The 18,156-nt window shown below is 63.0% G+C and carries 14 protein-coding genes; 4 read left to right on the top strand and 10 right to left on the bottom strand.

What is annotated here, in order from left to right; genetic code table 11:
• Window positions 1-20 precede the first annotated feature (20 nt).
• Complete coding sequence (fsrB, locus tag IVA87_RS01695; RefSeq protein ID WP_247332469.1) at window positions 21-1,313, top strand: siderophore utilization protein FsrB; 1,293 nt, start codon at window positions 21-23, stop codon at window positions 1,311-1,313.
• 139 nt (window positions 1,314-1,452) lie between these two features.
• Here the strand turns inward: fsrB and IVA87_RS01690 are convergent, their stop codons facing one another.
• From IVA87_RS01690 to IVA87_RS01660, 7 genes are all read right to left on the bottom strand, one after another.
• Complete coding sequence (locus tag IVA87_RS01690; RefSeq protein WP_247332466.1) at window positions 1,453-2,652, bottom strand: Xaa-Pro peptidase family protein; 1,200 nt, start codon at window positions 2,650-2,652, stop codon at window positions 1,453-1,455.
• Window positions 2,653-2,795: 143 nt separating this feature from the next.
• The gene (gene leuD, locus IVA87_RS01685; protein ID WP_247332462.1) at window positions 2,796-3,428 is read right to left on the bottom strand and encodes a 3-isopropylmalate dehydratase small subunit; all 633 of its coding nucleotides are present in this window, start codon (window positions 3,426-3,428) and stop codon (window positions 2,796-2,798) included.
• Entirely contained in the window at window positions 3,425-4,810 is a 1,386-nt protein-coding gene (locus IVA87_RS01680) for a 3-isopropylmalate dehydratase large subunit (protein WP_247332459.1), read from the bottom strand. The genes leuD and IVA87_RS01680 overlap by 4 nt, the downstream gene beginning before the upstream one ends.
• Before the next feature lie 88 nt (window positions 4,811-4,898).
• Window positions 4,899-6,362, bottom strand: coding sequence for an MFS transporter (locus tag IVA87_RS01675; protein WP_247332455.1), 1,464 nt, complete (start codon window positions 6,360-6,362; stop codon window positions 4,899-4,901).
• Window positions 6,363-6,570: 208 nt separating this feature from the next.
• A complete protein-coding gene (locus IVA87_RS01670; RefSeq protein WP_247332452.1) occupies window positions 6,571-7,806 on the bottom strand; it encodes a CaiB/BaiF CoA-transferase family protein in 1,236 nt (411 codons plus the stop codon).
• Window position 7,807: 1 nt separating this feature from the next.
• The gene (locus IVA87_RS01665; protein WP_247332450.1) at window positions 7,808-8,761 is read right to left on the bottom strand and encodes a hydroxymethylglutaryl-CoA lyase; all 954 of its coding nucleotides are present in this window, start codon (window positions 8,759-8,761) and stop codon (window positions 7,808-7,810) included.
• 253 nt (window positions 8,762-9,014) lie between these two features.
• A complete protein-coding gene (locus IVA87_RS01660; RefSeq protein ID WP_249816779.1) occupies window positions 9,015-9,953 on the bottom strand; it encodes a LysR substrate-binding domain-containing protein in 939 nt (312 codons plus the stop codon).
• Between the two features lie 531 nt (window positions 9,954-10,484).
• On the opposite strand from IVA87_RS01660, the gene IVA87_RS01655 reads away from it, so the two are divergent.
• The 3 genes from IVA87_RS01655 to IVA87_RS01645 are packed head-to-tail and all read left to right on the top strand — an operon-like array spanning window position 10,485 to window position 15,080.
• Window positions 10,485-11,504 (top strand): TRAP transporter substrate-binding protein, encoded by a 1,020-nt coding sequence (locus tag IVA87_RS01655; protein ID WP_247297643.1) that lies wholly within the window; start codon window positions 10,485-10,487, stop codon window positions 11,502-11,504.
• 16 nt (window positions 11,505-11,520) lie between these two features.
• Complete coding sequence (locus IVA87_RS01650) at window positions 11,521-13,410, top strand: TRAP transporter large permease subunit (protein WP_247332445.1); 1,890 nt, start codon at window positions 11,521-11,523, stop codon at window positions 13,408-13,410.
• A gap of 20 nt (window positions 13,411-13,430) precedes the next feature.
• Window positions 13,431-15,080, top strand: a complete 1,650-nt coding sequence (locus tag IVA87_RS01645) for an acyl-CoA synthetase (protein WP_247297638.1) — start codon at window positions 13,431-13,433, stop codon at window positions 15,078-15,080.
• A 63-nt stretch (window positions 15,081-15,143) separates the two neighbouring features.
• On the opposite strand, the gene IVA87_RS01640 is transcribed toward IVA87_RS01645, so the two are convergent.
• Genes IVA87_RS01640 through IVA87_RS01630 form a run of 3 tightly spaced genes read right to left on the bottom strand, consistent with a single transcriptional unit; the run spans window position 15,144 to window position 18,070 of the window.
• Complete coding sequence (locus tag IVA87_RS01640; RefSeq protein WP_247297636.1) at window positions 15,144-16,121, bottom strand: TRAP transporter substrate-binding protein; 978 nt, start codon at window positions 16,119-16,121, stop codon at window positions 15,144-15,146.
• 39 nt (window positions 16,122-16,160) lie between these two features.
• Window positions 16,161-17,474: a TRAP transporter large permease subunit gene (locus tag IVA87_RS01635; RefSeq protein WP_247297634.1), complete on the bottom strand. Its 1,314-nt coding sequence runs from the start codon at window positions 17,472-17,474 to the stop codon at window positions 16,161-16,163.
• A gap of 2 nt (window positions 17,475-17,476) precedes the next feature.
• Window positions 17,477-18,070, bottom strand: coding sequence for a TRAP transporter small permease (locus IVA87_RS01630; protein ID WP_247297632.1), 594 nt, complete (start codon window positions 18,068-18,070; stop codon window positions 17,477-17,479).
• Between the last annotated feature and the right edge of the window lie 86 nt (window positions 18,071-18,156).

Here is an 18,156-nt window from a genome sequence, read left to right as displayed (position 1 = left end):
GCTGATGAGAGTGCAACACGATGAGGGCGATATTCGGCAGGCTGCATCGTTGGGCGGGACTGCTCACGGCCGGATTCCTGTTTTTCTCCGGCATCACCGGGGCGATCATCTCCTGGGATCACGAGATCGATGACGTCCTGAACAGCCGCTTGTTCGACGTCAGCAGCAAGGGTCCGGCGATTCCCTCGATCGAGCTCGCCAAGATGATCGAGCAGCGCGATCCCCGCGCGCGCGTCGTCTATCTCTTCATGACGCCGGAGGAAGGCCACTCGCTCTGGTTCTTCGTCATGCCGCGGATCGATCCCGCAACCGGCAAGCGTTACCCGCTCGACTACAATCAGGTCTTCCTCGATCCCAACACCGGCGCGGAGCTCGGCCGGCGCTATTGGGGCGCGGTATGGCCGGTGACGCGGGAGAATTTCGTCTCCTTCCTCTACAAGCTGCACTACACCATGCACATCCCGGAATTCTGGGGCAGCGACCGCTGGGGCATGCGCGTGCTCGGCGTGATCGCCATCATCTGGACCATCGATTGCTTCGTCGGCTTCTATCTGACGCTGCCCTCGCGCAGGCGCGCCAGGGCGGCGCGGGCCCCGGAAGTCACGCGCCAGCTCGAGCGCGGTTTCTGGGCGCGCTGGGCGCCGGCCTGGACCATCAAGACCTCCGGCAGCGCCTACCGGATCAATTTCGACATCCACCGTGCCTTCAGCCTGTGGACCTGGGGCGTGCTGTTCGTCATCGCCTTTACGGCTTTCTCGCTGAACCTCTATTTCGAGGTGTTCTCGCCGCTGATGAAGATGGTGTCGAACTACACCCCGACGCCCTATGAGCAGCGGCCCTATCGCGATCTCGACGATCCCATCGAGCCCAAGGTCACCTTTGCCGAGATCGCGGCGCGCGCGGCGGCGGACGGCAAGGGGCGAGGGTGGACCACCCCGGTCGGCGCGATCAGCTACGGCCCGGCCCATGGCGTCTATGCCGCCGCCTTTTTCCATCCTGGCGACGATCACGGCGCCGGCGGCGTCGGCCCGGCCCAGCTCTATTACGACAGCGAGGATGGCCGCTCCATTGGCGAACGGCTGCCCTGGGTCGGCACCGCCGCCGACATCTTCGTGCAGGCGCAATTCCCGCTGCATTCGGGCCGCATCGTCGGGCTGTTCGGCCGCATCCTGATCTCGATCATGGGCCTCGTCGTGGCGACACTCTCGGTCACCGGCGTCGTGATCTGGTGGCGCAAGCGCCGTGCCCGCGTCCGCGCGCGCCAGACCGCGGCGATGCGCCTCGGCGGGCAGCAGCTCACGCCAGCAGAGTAGGGCGTGGCATCACCCGCCTATGCGGCCGCGCCGAGCGGCATTATCTCGATCTGCGCGAAATGCTGCGCCAAGGAAACGCCGAGCCAGAGCTGGTTCGCGGCGGTCGTCAGAGGCGCAGCGCCAGCTCGATCAACTGCCGCTACCCTAAGGCGCTGCCGCCAAGATTCCACCCCCGGCCACCTTCGCCGAAAATTTCGTAGCCCGTCGACGTCACCGCAACTGTATCCTCGAGCTTGATGAAGCCGCGCCTCGGATGCTTCATGGTGGTCTCGATCGAGACCACCATGCCGGCTTCGAGCGGTTGACGGGCGTCGGTGTCGTCGTAGGGAATCGGACCCTTGGCGGTCAGGCGAGGGGCTTCGTGGCTGACGAGCCCCATGCCGTGAGCGAGGAAATCGGTGCAGTCGCGCTGGGTGATCTGGGCGAGCTGGCGTTCGGCCGCGACGTAGATGTCGCCGCCCAAGGCGCCCGGCCGGACCGCCGCGAAGGCGGCGCGCTGGACCGCTTCGATTTCGGCCAGACAATCCTTCAGCTCCGCATCCGGCGCGCCCAATACGGCCATGCGCGCGACGTCGCCGATATAGCCGTGATAATTGCCGCCGGAGTCCAGCGACAGCACCTCGCCTTGCTCCCAATGCTGCGCCGATGGCGCCCGGTTGTGGCTGCTGCCGCAGGCCAGCAGGCAATACTCGAAGGTCAGGCCGCGGTTGGCTTCGGCAAGGCGCAACGCCTCCGACAATTGCCGCTTGGTCGTGCCCCGACCGTGCCCGGCGATGACCGCCAGCATGGATGCGACGACGAGCTCGGACGCCGTCTTCAGCTTCGCCAATTCCTCCGCCGACTTGACTGCCCGCAGCCGCTCCAGCACCAGCACCGCATCCTTGAGCTCGGCACCGGGCAGGGCGTCGGCCAGCGCCCTCCCGGCGTCCATCGGCATGAACGGCATCTCGATCCCGATCCGCTTCAATGGCACGCCGGCCTGCCGAATCAGGTCCGCAGCCTGCGCAATGGCGTCCACCGAACCATTGGATTCGGTCCGGACCTGCGGCACCCAGGGCGGGGCGACCGCGCGCTGATGGGTCTCCAGCCGGTGGCCGACATAGACCGCTTTCTCAGGTGCGCCCTTGGGATAGATCAGGACCGGCAAATAGCGGCTGACGCCGAGCGCGTCCATGTAGTCGAAGAAGATCGCGCGCTCGGCGCCCAGCAGATACTGCACATTGTGCTTGGAGGTCGCGATCACGACGTCGAGGCCGGCGATCTCCATGAGACGGTCGAGCTTGGCGGCATCGAACGGAATGGCGCGGGACCCCGCTCCGCGGGGGGCGTGCTCCTGCATGATGATCTCCCAAGGCTGGCGCGGCTTGAAAGCCGGCGTTCTGTTGTCTCGCTTGCGGCAGACAACTCTGAGCCGGGAGCAGAGTTTTGGCTAGCCCAAGTTTCGTGGCGAACGCATGCGATGAGGATGCCGGTGAGATTCGTTCAGGACCTTTTGTATGGGTCGAGCCAAGGGAATGCGTCATCCAGCCGGCGCTGCGTAGCCTGGATGTCGGGCACGTAGCGGGCGGTGAGCGCAAATTCATCCATGCCGTTGACGATCATCTCCAAACCCATCTCGTCGGCTCGGAATGCTCCGACATTGTGGTCATTGATCGTGATGCATTGCCGGATGAGATCGATCGCCGTGACCGGAGGGGTCGGGCAATCCAGGGATCGTACCAGCCGTGCATGTGTCTCGGCATCGACGGTCGCGGGCAGGAGGTGGTTCTTATAGGCATTTTGCTCGAATATCTCGGCAAAACTGCGTGCGATCACCGCGCGAAAGCCGTAGTCAATCAGCGACCACACCGCTACCTCGCGCGACGAGCCGCAGCCGAAATTCTCGCCCGCGACCAGAATGGCGGCGCCTGTGAATTGCGGCTCGTTCAGAACAAAGTAAGGCTTTGGTGTGCCGTCTGCGGTGAACCTGAACTCGTAGAACAGAACCTCACGTAAGCAGTCACGTCCTCCGCCAAGCCGCTTGTAAGGGGCAACGGGGGTGAGGGCGTCGGTATCGACGTTGTCCCAGAGCAGGGGAGCGGCGATCCCACGAATAATTGTGATTTTCCCGCTCATGCGAGGGTCCTGACATCGGTGATCTCGCCGGTGATCGCCGCGGTCGCCACCATAGCCGGACTCATCAGGTGCGTGATCGCACCGGGACCCTGTCGATTCTCGAAATTGCGGTTCGAGGTCGACGCGCACCTTTTTCCGCGGCCGACGTTATCGGGTCCAAGCGAAACGCAAAGCGAGCATGCAGATTCGTGCCACTCGAAGCCTGCATCGCGGAAGATCCGATCGAGACCTTCTGCCTCGGCCCGTCGCTTTACGTCGCTGGAGCCGGGGACCACTAGCGCACGCACACTTCCTGCAACCTTTCGTCCGTCGACAACACGGGCGGCGGCCCGAAGGTCGGATAGACGTGAATTGGTGCAGGAGCCGATAAAGGCGACATCGACCGGCGTGCCCGCGATAGGCTCGCCGGGCCGCAAGTTGACGTAGGAAAATGCACGCTCCCAGCGCGATCTCTGCGCCTGATCGCGGGCGTCGGACAAGCGTGGAATGGTTCCGTCGACGGCGATCGCGTCTTCCGGGCTCGTGTCCCAGGTCACCATCGGTGCTATCGTGCTTGCCGGTAGCGAATACTCCTTGTCGAAAATTGCATCGTCATCACTTGCAAGCCTGCGCCACGATGCAACGGCTGCGTCAAACGCCGAATCCTTTGGTGCTTGCGGCCGGCCGTTGAGGTAGGTGAAGACCGCCTCGTCGGGCGCAATCAACCCAATCCGCGATCCGAACTCGATGGACAGGTTGCATAACGTCATGCGCTGTTCCAAGGGAAGGCTGCGGATAGCGGTGCCGGCGTACTCTACTGCGCAGCCCGTTCCGCCATCGGTCGAGAAGCGGGAAATGATCGCAAGCGCGATGTCCTTACCGTTCACCCTGGGATCGAGTACGCCGTCGATCGTCACGCGTAGGGTCTTTGGTTGAGGAAGCCACAGCGCCTGATAGGCGAGGCTGTGCGCAATCTCGGTGCTTCCGATGCCGAAGGCGATCGCGCCCAGAGCGCCGTTTGTACAGGTATGACTGTCACCGCAAACAGCCGTCATTCCCGGCAGGATGGCACCTTGCTCCGCGGCAACGACGTGCACGATGCCTTGCCGCGGATCTCCAAGACCGAACAGCGGAATTCCGCGCTCAGTCACCTCCCGGCGAAACGACCTTACCATCGGCGCCATGACCGGATAGGTCTCCTCCGTTCGACCGGGCGCGGTCGCGACCGCGTGATCGATAACGGCGAGGGTACGCGCTGTCTCCGCGACGGAGAGGTTGCGCTCGCGAAGCTGCTCGAACGCCGGAATCGACGTCATATCGTGCAGGAAGATGCGATCGATGGTCAGCAGGTTTCGCGTGCCGCGCCGCGTGGCGACGTGAGGTCGCCAGATCTTTTCGAACAATGTTTGGGTCTACCCGCTAGGTCCGTTGCCATTGGTTTCTCGATCTTCGACGTTCGGCAGCAACGGCTGCAGCGTGGCGCGAGATGCCCTAGGCGATCTCTTCGAGCGGCTTGTTGTTCGTTGTCGGCCCAAATACGCCGATGACGATCATCACCACGACCATGGCTCCCACGATCGCACCGAACACGCCCGTCACACCGTAGTCTCGAAGCAGAAAGGCGATCAGGAAGCCGGAGAACATGGCAGTCAATCGGCTGACCGAATAGACGGTGCCTGCTGCTCGTGCCCGGATTCGAGTCGGGAAGACCTCGTTCTGGTAGGTGTGGAAACTGAGCGACATGATTGAGTTGCCGAGATTGACCAGGAGGCCAAACGTAATGAGCAAGAAGGGCGCGGATGATTGAGCAAACGCCAGCCCGAAGACGGAGATTGACGCCGCGGCAATCACGATGAGCCATTTGCGCTCGATGCGATCGGCGATCATCATGGCTAACAGTGGTCCGACAGGGCTGGCGATCGCAATCGCCGAAGAATAGAGCAGGCTCTTGGTGACCAGGACTCCCTTGGCGATCATGAAGGAAGGCACCCAGTTCGCGAAACCGTAATATCCGATTGCCTGGAACAGATTGAAGACAAGCAACATCAAGACGCGCGAGCGCCAGGGGCCCGTCCATAGTTCAAAGAAGTGAGGCTCTCGCTCGGGAGCGGCGTTCCGGATGCGCGCCGGCTCGGGCAAGGAATTTCCGGTCTCGCGTATAATCTGCTGTTCGATACGCTCGACGACGCGAAGAGCTTCTTCCGATCGGCCATGCTGTGCAAGCCATCGCGGCGTTTCGGGAAGGCGGGCGCGCAGGAAGCAGACCACGATTGCGCCGGTGGATCCGATCAGGACGATCCAGCGCCAGCCGTCCAGGCCGAAATAGGTTTCCGGAACGAGCCAGGATGAAAGGAGGGCGGCGATCGGTGCCGCCGTGAACATGATTGCCTGGTTCAGTGCGATGGCCTTGCCCCGCATATGGCCGGGGACCAGCTCGATGATGAAGGTCGTCACCGTGATGATCTCGACCCCGATGCCAATCCCGGCGACGAAGCGCCAGACCAGCAGGCCCTCAGGCGTGTGCTGAAACGCCATGATGAGCAAGGCGAAAGAATACCACACCATCGACCAGGTGAAGGCCGCGCGTCGGCCGAACCGATCGATCAATCTGCCGCAGAAGAAAGTTCCTACGAAGAGCCCGGCAAAAGTTGCGGCGATAAAGCCGGCAATTCCAGTGTAGCCGAAGAAAGTCGTGGTTGTGGTGGTCAGCAATCCCGATTTCGTCAGGCCGGGCGCGATATAACCCGTGAAGATGAGATCGTAGTATTCGAACCAGCCGCCGAGGGAAACGAGGATAATGATCTTCCAGAAATAGCGACTTGCGGGAAGCCGCTCGAGGCGGGCTGCAACCTCGGCAACGGCATGGTCGACCGACAAGGAACGAGCGTCCCTGGCTGCGGCGCTAGGAGCGTCCAATTGATCGGCTGTCGAGCCGGCCAGATCCGCAGTGGTCATCTATCCCTCCCGATTTCTCGTACGTTTTTGTGCGGAACAACGCGCTTTACCGCGCGAGCACGCCAGCTTGCCGAAAGGTTCTCCGAATGACGTGAAGGGCACCAGTAGAACTTAGCGATGGGATCGTTCTGGAAGCGAGAAGGCGAGGCGACGTGCGCGCAGCGTCAAGCCAGACCCCGACGCCCCATGCGGCAGGCGCTTTGGCATCTCAGGCAACGTTCTCGTCGCGTGCCGCGACCTGAGCGTCTGGTCGACGCAGAATTCTATCCTGCACCAAAGCCTCGACTTCGGCCGGACTCAGCCCGGCCTCCCTAAGGACCTGCTCGCCGTGCTCCGAAATGCCGGGCGGTTGCCGCTCCAGCCTTGTTCTTTCCCTGAGCTCGCCGAACTCCATGGGCAGGCCGGGCAGGCGCGCGATAAGATGCTTGCCCAGAGCGGAGATCGCAGTTTCGACCAGCCCTCCTGCAGCAAGATGCGGGTCTTGTGGAAGCTCGTCGGGATGTCCCACCTTGGCATAAGGCAGCATGGCCGTGTCGCAGGCGGCGAGAACGTCAGCCATTGCCTGCTCGGCAAATAGCCGCTTGAGAACTGGCAGCATCCAGTGGCGGTTGGCGCAGCGATCGGTATTTGATTGCAAGCGCGGATCGCCCCCGAGCTCCGCCAAGCCGAATTGTTTGCAGAACCGACTCCAATGGGCGTCGCTGGTGATGCCTATGAAAACCTGCCCGTCTCGCGTCTCGAAAACGTCGTAGACCCCCCAGGCGTTGGTGCGCGCAGGAAACGGACGCATTGGTTCGCCGGTTACTGCGCCGCCGGCAATGTGGCTCGCCATGAGGAATGCCGCACTCTCGAACAGGGAGGAGCCGACCCGCTTGCCCTGTCCGGTGATCGCGCGCTCATTGATGGCTGCGAGCACGGCAACGACCCCGAAAACGGCGCCGAGAATGTCGATGATCGAAGCGCCGGCCCGTAACGGCTGGCCGGGCGGGCCGGTCATATAGGCGATGCCGCTTTGCATCTGGACCACTTCATCCAGAGCTCCTCGGTGCTCATAGGGTCCTTTCAAGTATCCCTTCATCGACAGGAAGATCAGACGCGGATTGATCTTCGCGAGGTCTTCCCACCGGCAGCCAAGACGCTCGATCGTGCCGGGGCCGAAATTCTCCAGTAGCACGTCTGCACCAGCCACCAGGCGGTGAAGAGCTGCCTGGCCACGGGGTGTTTTCAGATCAAGCGCGATCGAGCGCTTGTTACGATTGAACGTGGCAAAGAATCCCGCGGCGAAGCCGGGCATTCGACGTGTGGAGTCGCCTTCGTAGGGTTCGACTTTGATCACATCGGCGCCGAGATCGGCCAAGATCAGTCCGGCGCAGGGGCCCATAATGGTGTGACCGAAATCCAGAACGCGAATGTTCTGGAGCGGCTTTGCAGCATCTGCGGTCATGTCATTGGGTCCCTATCATCTTCGGTCGCCCCGATCTGAGCAGCGCGCTTGGCAGGCGGTGCCCGACGATCTGCTCGGCGAGCCGAGCAACGTCAATGAGCCGATCAAGATTGATGCCGGTCGGTATGCCGAGTTGTTCGCAGAGGAGCACCAGCTCTTCCGTGGCAATATTCCCGGGCGCTCCAGGTTGCCCAGCAAAGGGGCAGCCTCCCAGGCCGGCGACGGCGGCGTCGAACTTGGATACACCGAGCCGCAGCCCCTCATAAGCAGATGCGATGCCGAGACCCCGTGTATCGTGCAGATGCAGTGACAGCTCCAACTCCGGCCAGCGCTCGCGGATAGCGGTGACGGTCTCCTGAATCCTCCTCGGCGTGCACCAGCCCATACTGTCTCCGAGCCCGATGGCGCAAATGCGGGTCCCAGTTTCCTCGGCGATGCCGAGCCCATCCTTGATGGTGGAGATCACCGCGCTGAGCGGCACTTCTCCGGAGAAATTGCATCCGAATGCCGCCATGACGATCACTCGATCAACCGGCACGTTCGCGGCGAGATGAGCCGCCACTGTCGATCTCATGGCTTCAATCTGGCCCTGCCGATCTCGCCGGAGATTCTGCAGAGAGAACGCCTCGGAGGCGCTCAAGGCGATGGCTGCGGCATTCACGAGACGATCGCGATGGGAGAGGGCGCGTTCCATTCCGCGCTCATTGAACCAGAGGGCCGTATAGGCGACGCCCGGAGACGGCGTGAATCCCCGAACGACCGCCTCGGCGTCAGCCCAGCCCGGCACGGCCTTCGGGTTGACGAACGAAGCGACCTGGATCGTCTTGACGCCTGTCTGTGACAAGGCATCGATCAGCTCGATCTTTGCAGCGGTCGAAATTGGCCCGGGCTCGATCTGGAAGCCCTCGCGAGGACCTTCCTCGACGATCTCCACCGAGGTGGGGAAATTGCTCATCTCTCCACGTGCGCTCCCATCGCGTCGGCAGTTTGCCTGCTGTTTGCCGCCAGACGATGCTCGCGCCTGCGGAAAGTGACAATTACACCTTTCCTAACGCAGCTATCTCGCGACCAGATAGTTCAACGCGTTGATTTGGCTCGACCCATGCGGGGCATGTCGGGGAGGCCTGTTTCGCCCGAGCCAACCAATGCCGCCGAAGCCGGTACCCGGCTGCATTGCCGTTCAGGGCTCTTACAGCGTCGTGCTCGGCTCAGCTCTGCGTCGCTTTGGCCAGCGACTCCGCTGGCCAGCGTCCGCTGACCACCTCCTGAAAAAACACCTCATTCAGGACGCGGCGCACCTCGGTGAAGCCACGCGTTTGCGGGTGGTCGGACCGCATGATCAGATTGAGATCTCTTGTAATGGTCGGCTCGACAATCTGCCGGGCGCGGATGCGTTTGTTCGGCAGATCCGCTGCTACGGTCGACCGCGCCAGAATGGCGCAGCCAAGCCCGGCCTCCAGCGCCCGCCGCATCAGGCCAAGCGAGTCGATCTCAAGTTTTGGGCTGCGCGTGACCTTGTTGCGCAGAATCTGCGCCTGAATGATGGCTCGTGACGGGATTAAGCCGAGAACCGTACCCTGCGGGATTTCGGCGAAGGCAATCGGCGTATCGGGGGGACCGATGACGTCCGCACGCCCGACGAGGAATAGTTCCTCCCTGAGCAGGGGCTCACGGATCAGTCTGGCATCCACGGGGGGATTGAAAACGAGCGCGAAATCGAGTTCGCCCGCAATCAGCCGATCTGTCAGTCCAGGACTCAAACCCTCGGCCAGCGTCAGATGCACTGCCGGGGTGCCGGTCCCGACAGCCTGCATGATCTCAAGCCCGCAGGCTGCAGCAACCGTGTGCGTGAGGCCGACCGAAATCGCCCCGGTCGCCTCCTCGGTGAATGCCTTGACGTCGGTCTCCGCCTTCACCACCGCAGCTAGGATCGCAGTGGCATGCTCGTAAAGACGTTCCCCGGCAGGTGTCAGCAATATTCCGCGCGGACGCCGATGTAGGAGCTGGACCCCAAGGACGGCCTCTATCTCCGACACGTGATGGCTCAGCGCCGATTGAGCGACGTTCAGGATTTCGGCGGCTCTCGCGAGCGCACCTGCATCCGCGATGGCCACGAAGTATCGGAGTTGTCTGAGGCTCAGAGTCATATCGATTACGCCTAGCCAATTTCAGGACCGCGCCTCAGATCCCGACGTTGCGGGCCACTCAACGCCCGGACAATGCGGCCGCTGGGTGAGGGCCCAGCCGAAGAGGACGTCGCGGGCAAGATCTTCGTTGCCCGCAAGCGTTGTCAGAGTCGAGTCCAACCCCTGGAGAACGGTGCCGAGCACACTGAGATGGCCGGCTCGCCCCATATCCGTAATTCGCATAAGGTATATTATGGAATATTTTTATGTGCAATTTGATCAGTCATTTAGATGAAATTCCTGCCACTGCACCTTCGCTCCAAGCCGTTTTTGGGCTTACGCCGGGCCGCCGTCCCAGCTCTTTGACGGCTACTGTGCATGGGGTTGTTTTCGCATTTTTTTGTGCGGCCATCTCTCCGAAAGCCGATATTGCCGCGACGTTGTCCGGCTGCAATAAGCGAGGCTTCGCGAGATCGCAGATGACCTTCTGACCTGACGTCCGTATAGGTTTGCATCTCAGAACAACAACAAACCTTCCGAGGAAGCAGACCCATGAGCTTTTCCCGACGCACGCTTCTCAAGGCCTCCGCCGCGACCGCGGTCCTGGGCGGCCTCAGTGCGCCCCATGTGGCCCGCGCCCAGAGCGCCGAGTTCACCTACAAATACGCCAACAACCTGCCGGACAGCCATCCGCTGAACGTGCGCGCCAAGGAGATGGCCGCGGCCATCAAGAGCGAGACCAACGGCAAGTTCGACCTCCAGATCTTCCCGAACAACCAGCTCGGGTCCGACACCGACATGCTGAGCCAGATCCGCTCCGGCGGCGTCGAGTTCTTCACGCTGTCGGGGCTGATCCTCTCGACCCTGGTGCCGGCCGCGTCCATCAACGGCATCGGCTTCGCGTTCCCGGACTACGGCACGGTCTGGAAGGCCATGGATGGAGACCTCGGCGCCTTCGTCCGCGGCGAGATCAAGAAGGCCGGGCTCGAGGTCATGGACAAGATCTGGGACAACGGCTTCCGCCAGACCACATCGTCGACCAAGCCGATCGCCGGTCCGGACGATCTCAAGGGCTTCAAAATCCGCGTGCCGGTGTCGCCGCTATGGACCTCGATGTTCAAGGCATTCGACGCAGCGCCCGCCTCGATCAATTTCGCCGAGGTCTATTCGGCGCTCCAGACCAAGATCGTCGAGGGCCAGGAGAACCCGCTGGCGATCATCTCGACCGCAAAGCTGTACGAGGTGCAGAAGTACTGCTCGCTGACCAACCACATGTGGGACGGCTTCTGGTTCCTGGCCAACCGCCGTGCCTGGGAAAAACTGCCGCAGGACGTGCGCACTGTCGTCGCCAAGAACATCAACGCCGCCGCCGTCAAGGAGCGTGAGGATACCGCCAAGCTCAACGCCAATCTCCAGCAGGAGCTGGCGGGCAAGGGCCTGACCTTCAACCAGCCGGCGGTGGCCCCGTTCCGCGACAAGCTGCGGTCCGCCGGCTTCTATGCCGAATGGAAGGGCAAGTACGGCGATCAAGCCTGGGACCTCCTGGAAAAAGCCGTGGGCAAGCTGTCGTAACGCGTTAGGCCGCGTCATGGCTCATGTCGAAGTCGAGGTGATCGAAGTGGCGGGCGAGGCGACTGTTCAGTCCCCTCGCCGACCTTCGTTGCTGGCTTGGCTGGAGCGCACACTTGGCCTTCTTGTGGAGATCCCGGCGGCGATCCTGGTCATCGCCGAGATCGTGATCCTGTTTGCCGGCGTGGTTGCGCGCTACGGGCTGCATCGGCCGCTGATCTGGTCAGACGAGCTCGCCTCGATCCTGTTCCTGTGGCTCGCCATGCTGGGCGCGGCAGTCGCGTTCCGCCGCTCCGAGCACATGCGCATGACCGCGGTCGTCGCCAGTGCCCGGCCCGCGTTGCGGACCTATCTCGATCTGGTCGCGACATCGGCCGCGCTGGCGTTCCTCGTGCTGATCGTCTGGCCGTCCTGCGACTATGCCTACGAAGAGAGCTACATCACCACACCGGCGCTCCAGATCTCGAATATGTGGCGCGCTGCGGCGCTGCCGGCCGGCATCAGCCTGATGGCGGCGTTCGCCTTGCTGCGGCTGCTGCGCGCCGCCGATTACCGGATGGTCGCGGCCGCCGTGCTGTCGGTTGCAGTCCTGATCGGCGCATTCTGGCTGGCGGAGCCGTCGCTGCGCCCCCTCGGCAATCTCAACCTCGTCATCTTCTTCGTCGGCGTTGCCGGCTTCTGCGTCTTTGCCGGCGTTCCCATTGCGTTCGGGTTTGGCCTTGCGATCTTCGGCTATCTGGCGCTGACCACGCGCACGCCGCTGATGGTGCTGGTCGGGCGGATGGACGAGGGCATGAGCCACCTCATCCTACTCTCGGTGCCGCTCTTCGTCTTTCTGGGGCTGCTAATCGAGATGACCGGCATGGCGCGGGCCATGGTGGCGTTCCTGGCGAGCCTGCTCGGGCATGTCCGCGGCGGCCTGCATTATGTACTGGTCGGCGCCATGTACCTGGTCTCCGGCATCTCCGGCGCCAAGGCCGCCGACATGGCCGCGGTCGCACCGGTGCTGTTCCCGGAGATGAAGCAGCGCGGCGCCAAGCCCGGCGACCTCGTCGCGCTCCTTGCGGCGACGGGGGCCCAGACGGAGACCATTCCACCGAGCCTCGTGCTGATCACGATCGGCTCGGTCACGGGCGTGTCGATCGCCGCCCTCTTTACCGGCGGTCTATTGCCCGGCGTGGTGCTGGCGATCACGCTCTGCATGCTGGTGTGGTGGCGCTACCGCCACGAGGACATGAGCCACGTCCGCCGCGCCAAGGCATCCGAGATCGGCAGGACCTTCATCATCGCCCTGCCCGCGCTCGCGCTGCCCTTCGTGATCCGCTACGCCGTGGTCGAGGGCATCGCGACCGCCACCGAGGTCTCCACCATCGGCATCGTCTACGGCGCCCTGGTCGGCGTTCTAGTGTACCGCCGCTTCGACTGGCGGCGGTTGTTTCCAATGCTGGTCGAGACCGCAGCGTTGTCGGGCGCAATCCTGCTGATCATCGGCACCGCGACCGGTATGGCGTGGGGCCTGACCCAATCCGGCTTCTCGCGCTCGCTGGCGGCGGCCATGACGGGATTGCCCGGCGGGGCGGCGACCTTCATCGCCGTCTCAATCCTGGCCTTCACCATTCTCGGCAGCGTGCTGGAGGGCATCCCTGCGATCGTGCTGTTCGGGCCGCTGCTGTTCCCGATCGCCCGCGCCGTCGGCGTGCACGAGGTGCACTATGCGATGGTGATCATTCTCGCCATGGGTATCGGGCTATTCGCCCCACCCTTCGGCGTCGGCTATTATGCCGCCTGCGCCATTGGACGCGTCGACCCGGCCGAAGGCATCAGGCCGATCTGGGGCTATCTGCTGGCGCTGCTGGTGGGATTGATCATCGTCGCGATCTTCCCCTGGATATCGATCGGATTCCTTTGAGGCGTTTTCAGGAGGTGTCGATGAGTAAGCGGCAGAACAAGTACGATATCGGCCTCGACAAGACCCCCGCCAATTATGTGCCCCTGAGCCCGTTGAGCTTCCTCGCGCGAAGCTCCGCCGTCTATCCCGATCACGTCAGCACTGTCTATGAGGGCCGCAGCTTCACCTGGGCGCAGACGCACGAGCGCTGCCGGCGCTTTGCCTCTTATCTGGCGGGCAAGGGCATCGGCGTCGGTGACACCGTTGCTGCAATGCTGCCGAACGTTCCGGCGATGAACGAGGCGCACTTCGCCGTCCCCATGACGGGCGCCGTGCTCAATGCGCTCAACATCCGCCTCGATGCGCCTTCCATCGCGTTTCAGCTCGACCATGGCGGGGCCAACATCATCCTGGTTGACCCGGAATTCTCCGGTGTCATCAGTGACGCACTCGCACAGATGACCGGGCCAAAGCCGTTCGTGATCGATGTCGACGATGCCGCCTTCAAGGGCGGCAAGCGCATCGGCGAGATCGAGTACGAGGACGCCGTCGCGCAAGGCGATCCGAACTTCGAGGCCGTCCTGCCCACCGACGAATGGGATGCGATCGCGCTGAGCTACACCTCGGGCACCACGGGAAATCCCAAGGGCGTCGTCACCCATCATCGCGGCGCGTATCTGAATGCCGTCAGCAACATCCTGGCCGGCAATCTCGGTCAGCACCCGGTGTATCTCTGGACGCTGCCGATGTTCCATTGCAACGGTTGGTGCTTCCCCTGGACCATCGCTGCCTCGGCCGGCACCAATGTCTGCCTGCGCAAGGTCGAGCCGACCAAAATCTTCGAGCTGATCAGGCAGCACGGCGTCACCCACATGTGCGGCGCGCCGATCGTCTACAACACGCTGATCAATGCGCCCGACGCGCCAAAGGGCGAGGCCGCGCGCCGCGTCGTCGGCCTGATCGCAGGTGCGGCGCCACCCGTCGCCGTGCTCGAAGGCGCCGAAAGCATCGGCATCAAGCTGACGCATGTCTACGGGCTGACCGAGGTCTACGGCCCCGCCTCCGTCTGCGCCGAGCAGCCCGGGTGGGACGAGCTTCCGCCCGCCGAACGCGCGCGCATGAAGCGCCGGCAAGGCGTGCCCTACCCGCTTCAGGAAGCCGTCACCGTCATCAATCCGCAGACGATGCAAGAGGTGCCGCGCGACGGCGAGACCATCGGCGAGGTCATGTTCCGCGGCAACATCGTGATGAAGGGCTACCTCAAGAACGAGAAGGCGACCAAGGAAGCCTTCGAGGGCGGCTGGTTTCACACCGGCGACCTCGGCGTGCTCGACGAGCACGGCTACGTCATCATCAAGGACCGTTCCAAGGATATTATCATCTCCGGCGGCGAGAACATCTCATCCGTCGAGGTCGAGGACATCCTCTACAAGCACCCAGCCGTGCTGTTCGCCGCCGTGGTTGCCAAGCCCGATCCGAAATGGGGCGAGGTGCCCTGCGCCTTCGTCGAGCTGAAGGACGGCGCCAGCGCGAGCGAGGCTGACATCATCGCGTTCTGCCGCTCGCAGATGAGTGGCTTCAAGACGCCGAAGGCCGTCGTGTTCGGACCGATCCCGAAGACCTCGACCGGCAAGATCCAAAAATTCCTGCTGCGCAACGAGGTCGGATCAGCCAAGGCGATCTCGGCCTGAGGCTGACTGTGGAAGACCTTCCGCCCGCACACCTGAAGGTGGCGGGCGGAAGCTTCGCGGTCGTCACATCTTCTTGTAGGCGTCGACGATCGCCTGCCCGTCAGCGCCGGCCTTCTTGAGCCAATCGGCGGTCAGCTGTTCGCCGATCTTCTGGAAGCCGGCCTTCAGTGCCGGGCTCGGCGGCTCGACATTCATGCCTTTCGCCTTGAGCTGATCGAGATACCAGCTGCTCTTGTCTTGCCAGGCCTTCCACCCGCGGGTTTCCGCCGTCGCAGCCGCCTTGAGGATCGCCTCCTGCGTCGGCTTGTCGAGCGCCTCGAACGCGGCCTTGTTGACAAAGGTGTAGTCCTTCGGAATCCAGGCCTGCACGTCGTAAAAGTATTTGAGCGACTCCCAGGCCTTCGCATCGTAACCCGTGCCGCCCGACGACATGAAGGAGTTCACCACGCCGGTCGCAAGTGCCTGCGGCAGTTCGGCAGCCTGGATCGTGACCGATTGTGCGCCGACCAACTCGCCGATGCGCGCGGTGCCGACATTATAGGCGCGCCACTTCAAGCCTTTCATGTCTTCGATCGTCGCGAGCGGCTTGTTGACGTAGACGCCCTGCGGCGCCCACGGCACGGCGAACAGCAGCTTGAGGCCCTGCGCATCGAGCTTCTTGGCGATCGCGGCTTTGGAGGCCTGATACAGCTTCATCGCGTCAGGGAAGCTGGTCGCGAGGAACGGCACGACGTCGACGCCGAAGAGCGGGTCCTCGTTCTCGTGGATCGACAGCAGCACCTCACCCATCTGCGCCTGCCCGGTCACCACCGCGCGCTTGATGTCGGGCGCCTTGAACAGTGAGGCCCCCGGATGAACGGTGATCTGGAGCTTGCCGGACGTGGCGGCCTCGACGTCCTTGGCGAAGGCGATCAGATTTTCGGAGTGCGGATTGTCGGCAGGATAGGCTGCCGGCAAATTCCATTTGGTCTGGGCCAAAGCAGGTGCCGCGGCCATCACGACGCCGGCGATCAGGGACGCGCGGACTAAACGAGACATCATCGGGCTTCTCCTTAAGGTCAATCTGAAAAACGGGTATGCTCAGTCTGGGAAAGCAAGCTTCGGCAAGAACATCACGATCTGCGGATACTCCGTGATGATGAACACGGCGGCCAGCAGCAGGACGAAGAATGGGAAGGCCGCCCGTGCAACGGTGAACGTATCGCGGCCGCTCATGTTCTGGAGCACGAACAGATTGAAGCCGACCGGCGGCGTGATCTGCGCCATCTCGACGTGGATGATGAGATAGACGCCGAACCAGACCAGATCGAGGCCCGCCTGCCTGACCATGGGCAGTACGATGACGGCGGTCAGGACGATCATCGAGATGCCGTCGATTAGGCATCCCAGGATGATGTACATGATGCTGAGATAGAGGGCGAGCATGCCGGGTGTGAGCTGCTGCCCCTGGACCCAGGTGGCGAGCGCCGCCGGAATACCCGTATAGGCCATCGCAGCTGTCGTATAGGCCGCGCCTGCCAGGATCAACATGATCATGCAGGTCAGGCGCGTCGCGCTCATGATGCTCTCGAGGAAGTTCTTGCGCGTGAGCGTGCCGCTCCACCACGCCAGCAGCAGCGCGCCTGAGACACCCCACGCCGCGCATTCCGTCGCCGTCGCGAAGCCGAGCACGAGGGACAGGAAGACCGCCAGGATCAGCAGCAGGCAGGGCGCCAGCTTGGCCGACTCGCGGAGCTTCTGCCGGAACGGCATCGGCGGATCGCGCGGGGGAATTTTCTTTGGGTTGAGCAGCGACCAGATGATGATGTAGCCGGAATAGAGCACAATCACGAGCACGCCCGGCAGGAAGCCGCCGAGAAACACCTGGAGCACGGAGACGTTCGCCGTGACCGCATAGACCACCATCGGAATCGAGGGCGGAATCAAGAGGCCGAGCGTGCCGGAGCCCGCGAGCGATCCGAGGCTCAGACCCTTGTCGTAGCCACGCTTGTCGAGCTCCGGCAATGCGATCTTGCCGATGGTCGCACAGGTCGCGGCCGACGAGCCCGACACCGCCGCGAAGATGCCGCAGCCGATCACATTCACATGCGTCAGCCGTCCCGGCAGCCACTGCACCCAAGGCGACAGACCGCGGAACATCTCTTCCGACAATTTTGTCCGGAAAAGTATCTCTCCCATCCAGATGAACAGCGGCAGTGCAGCCAGCGTCCAGGACGCGCTCGCGCTCCAGGTCGTGGTGGCGAGCACGGTACCGAGCGGCAAACTCGTCGTCAGCGCCATCGCCACAAAGCCGACGAGCCCGAGCGAGACCGCGATCCAGACGCCGCTGCCGAGCAGCAGGATCATGACGCCGAGCAGGATGAACGACAGCTCGATCATGCCGAGATTGGCCATGCTCAACCTCCGCCGCCCTGCGAGATGCGCTCGATGAATTCGTCGGGCGTCTCGTCCGGCGAGCCCTTCTCGTAGCTCGGCCGGTTGCCGCCGACGACATTGACCATTTCATCGATCAGCGCGATCGACAGGATCGCAAGGCCGCCGGCAAAGCCGAGCTGCGGAATCCAGAGCGGAAGCGCGACGACGCCCTGCGCCACGTCGTTGAAGCGCCAGGAATCGTAGGTCATCTGCACGGCATGCCAGGTGAAATAGAGGATGAATGCCGCGGCAATGCCGAGCGCAACGATCTCGGCCACCTGCTTGGTCCGCCCGTGCAGGCGCTCCAGCAGCAGGCCGACCCGGATCATCTCTCCGCGCTTGAAAGTGTGCGCGAGTCCGAGGAAAGCCATCGCGGCCATGCACCAGGACGCGAAATCGTCGCCGGCGGGAATGTTGATCGCAAACTGACGCCCGACCGACATGACCATCATGATTGCAAAGATCGCAACCAGGAAGACGCCCGCGGCGTAGCCCGCGCCGAGATAAAGGAGGTCCAGAGCGCGTCGCACCAGTCCTCGAGTCGCTAGATCGTCCGCTGCCAACGCAATCCCCATCTTCACACGAGGCGATTCAACCGACCCCGGCGATTGCACGTCAGGTGCTGGTCCTGCTTGAATATCGCCCAGTCCAACGCCTGTCT

Origin of the sequence: Bradyrhizobium sp. 147 (genome assembly GCF_023073935.1) — a bacterium.
Taxonomy (GTDB): Bacteria; Pseudomonadota; Alphaproteobacteria; order Rhizobiales; family Xanthobacteraceae; genus Bradyrhizobium.
The sequence above is the reverse complement of the archived record's forward strand: the minus strand, read 5'-3'. Positions and strand labels throughout refer to the sequence as shown.

What these genes read in the sequence shown, in the direction of transcription:
- fsrB (WP_247332469.1), top strand. Translation starts at nt 21, where the DNA reads ATGAGGGCGATATTCGGCAGGCTGCATCGTTGGGCGGGACTGCTCACG.
- IVA87_RS01690 (WP_247332466.1), bottom strand. Translation starts at nt 2,652, where the DNA reads ATGCAGGAGCACGCCCCCCGCGGAGCGGGGTCCCGCGCCATTCCGTTC.
- leuD (WP_247332462.1), bottom strand. Translation starts at nt 3,428, where the DNA reads ATGAGCGGGAAAATCACAATTATTCGTGGGATCGCCGCTCCCCTGCTC.
- IVA87_RS01675 (WP_247332455.1), bottom strand. Translation starts at nt 6,362, where the DNA reads ATGACCACTGCGGATCTGGCCGGCTCGACAGCCGATCAATTGGACGCT.
- IVA87_RS01670 (WP_247332452.1), bottom strand. Translation starts at nt 7,806, where the DNA reads ATGACCGCAGATGCTGCAAAGCCGCTCCAGAACATTCGCGTTCTGGAT.
- IVA87_RS01665 (WP_247332450.1), bottom strand. Translation starts at nt 8,761, where the DNA reads ATGAGCAATTTCCCCACCTCGGTGGAGATCGTCGAGGAAGGTCCTCGC.
- IVA87_RS01660 (WP_249816779.1), bottom strand. Translation starts at nt 9,953, where the DNA reads ATGACTCTGAGCCTCAGACAACTCCGATACTTCGTGGCCATCGCGGAT.
- IVA87_RS01655 (WP_247297643.1), top strand. Translation starts at nt 10,485, where the DNA reads ATGAGCTTTTCCCGACGCACGCTTCTCAAGGCCTCCGCCGCGACCGCG.
- IVA87_RS01650 (WP_247332445.1), top strand. Translation starts at nt 11,521, where the DNA reads ATGGCTCATGTCGAAGTCGAGGTGATCGAAGTGGCGGGCGAGGCGACT.
- IVA87_RS01645 (WP_247297638.1), top strand. Translation starts at nt 13,431, where the DNA reads ATGAGTAAGCGGCAGAACAAGTACGATATCGGCCTCGACAAGACCCCC.
- IVA87_RS01640 (WP_247297636.1), bottom strand. Translation starts at nt 16,121, where the DNA reads ATGATGTCTCGTTTAGTCCGCGCGTCCCTGATCGCCGGCGTCGTGATG.
- IVA87_RS01635 (WP_247297634.1), bottom strand. Translation starts at nt 17,474, where the DNA reads ATGGCCAATCTCGGCATGATCGAGCTGTCGTTCATCCTGCTCGGCGTC.
- IVA87_RS01630 (WP_247297632.1), bottom strand. Translation starts at nt 18,070, where the DNA reads ATGGGGATTGCGTTGGCAGCGGACGATCTAGCGACTCGAGGACTGGTG.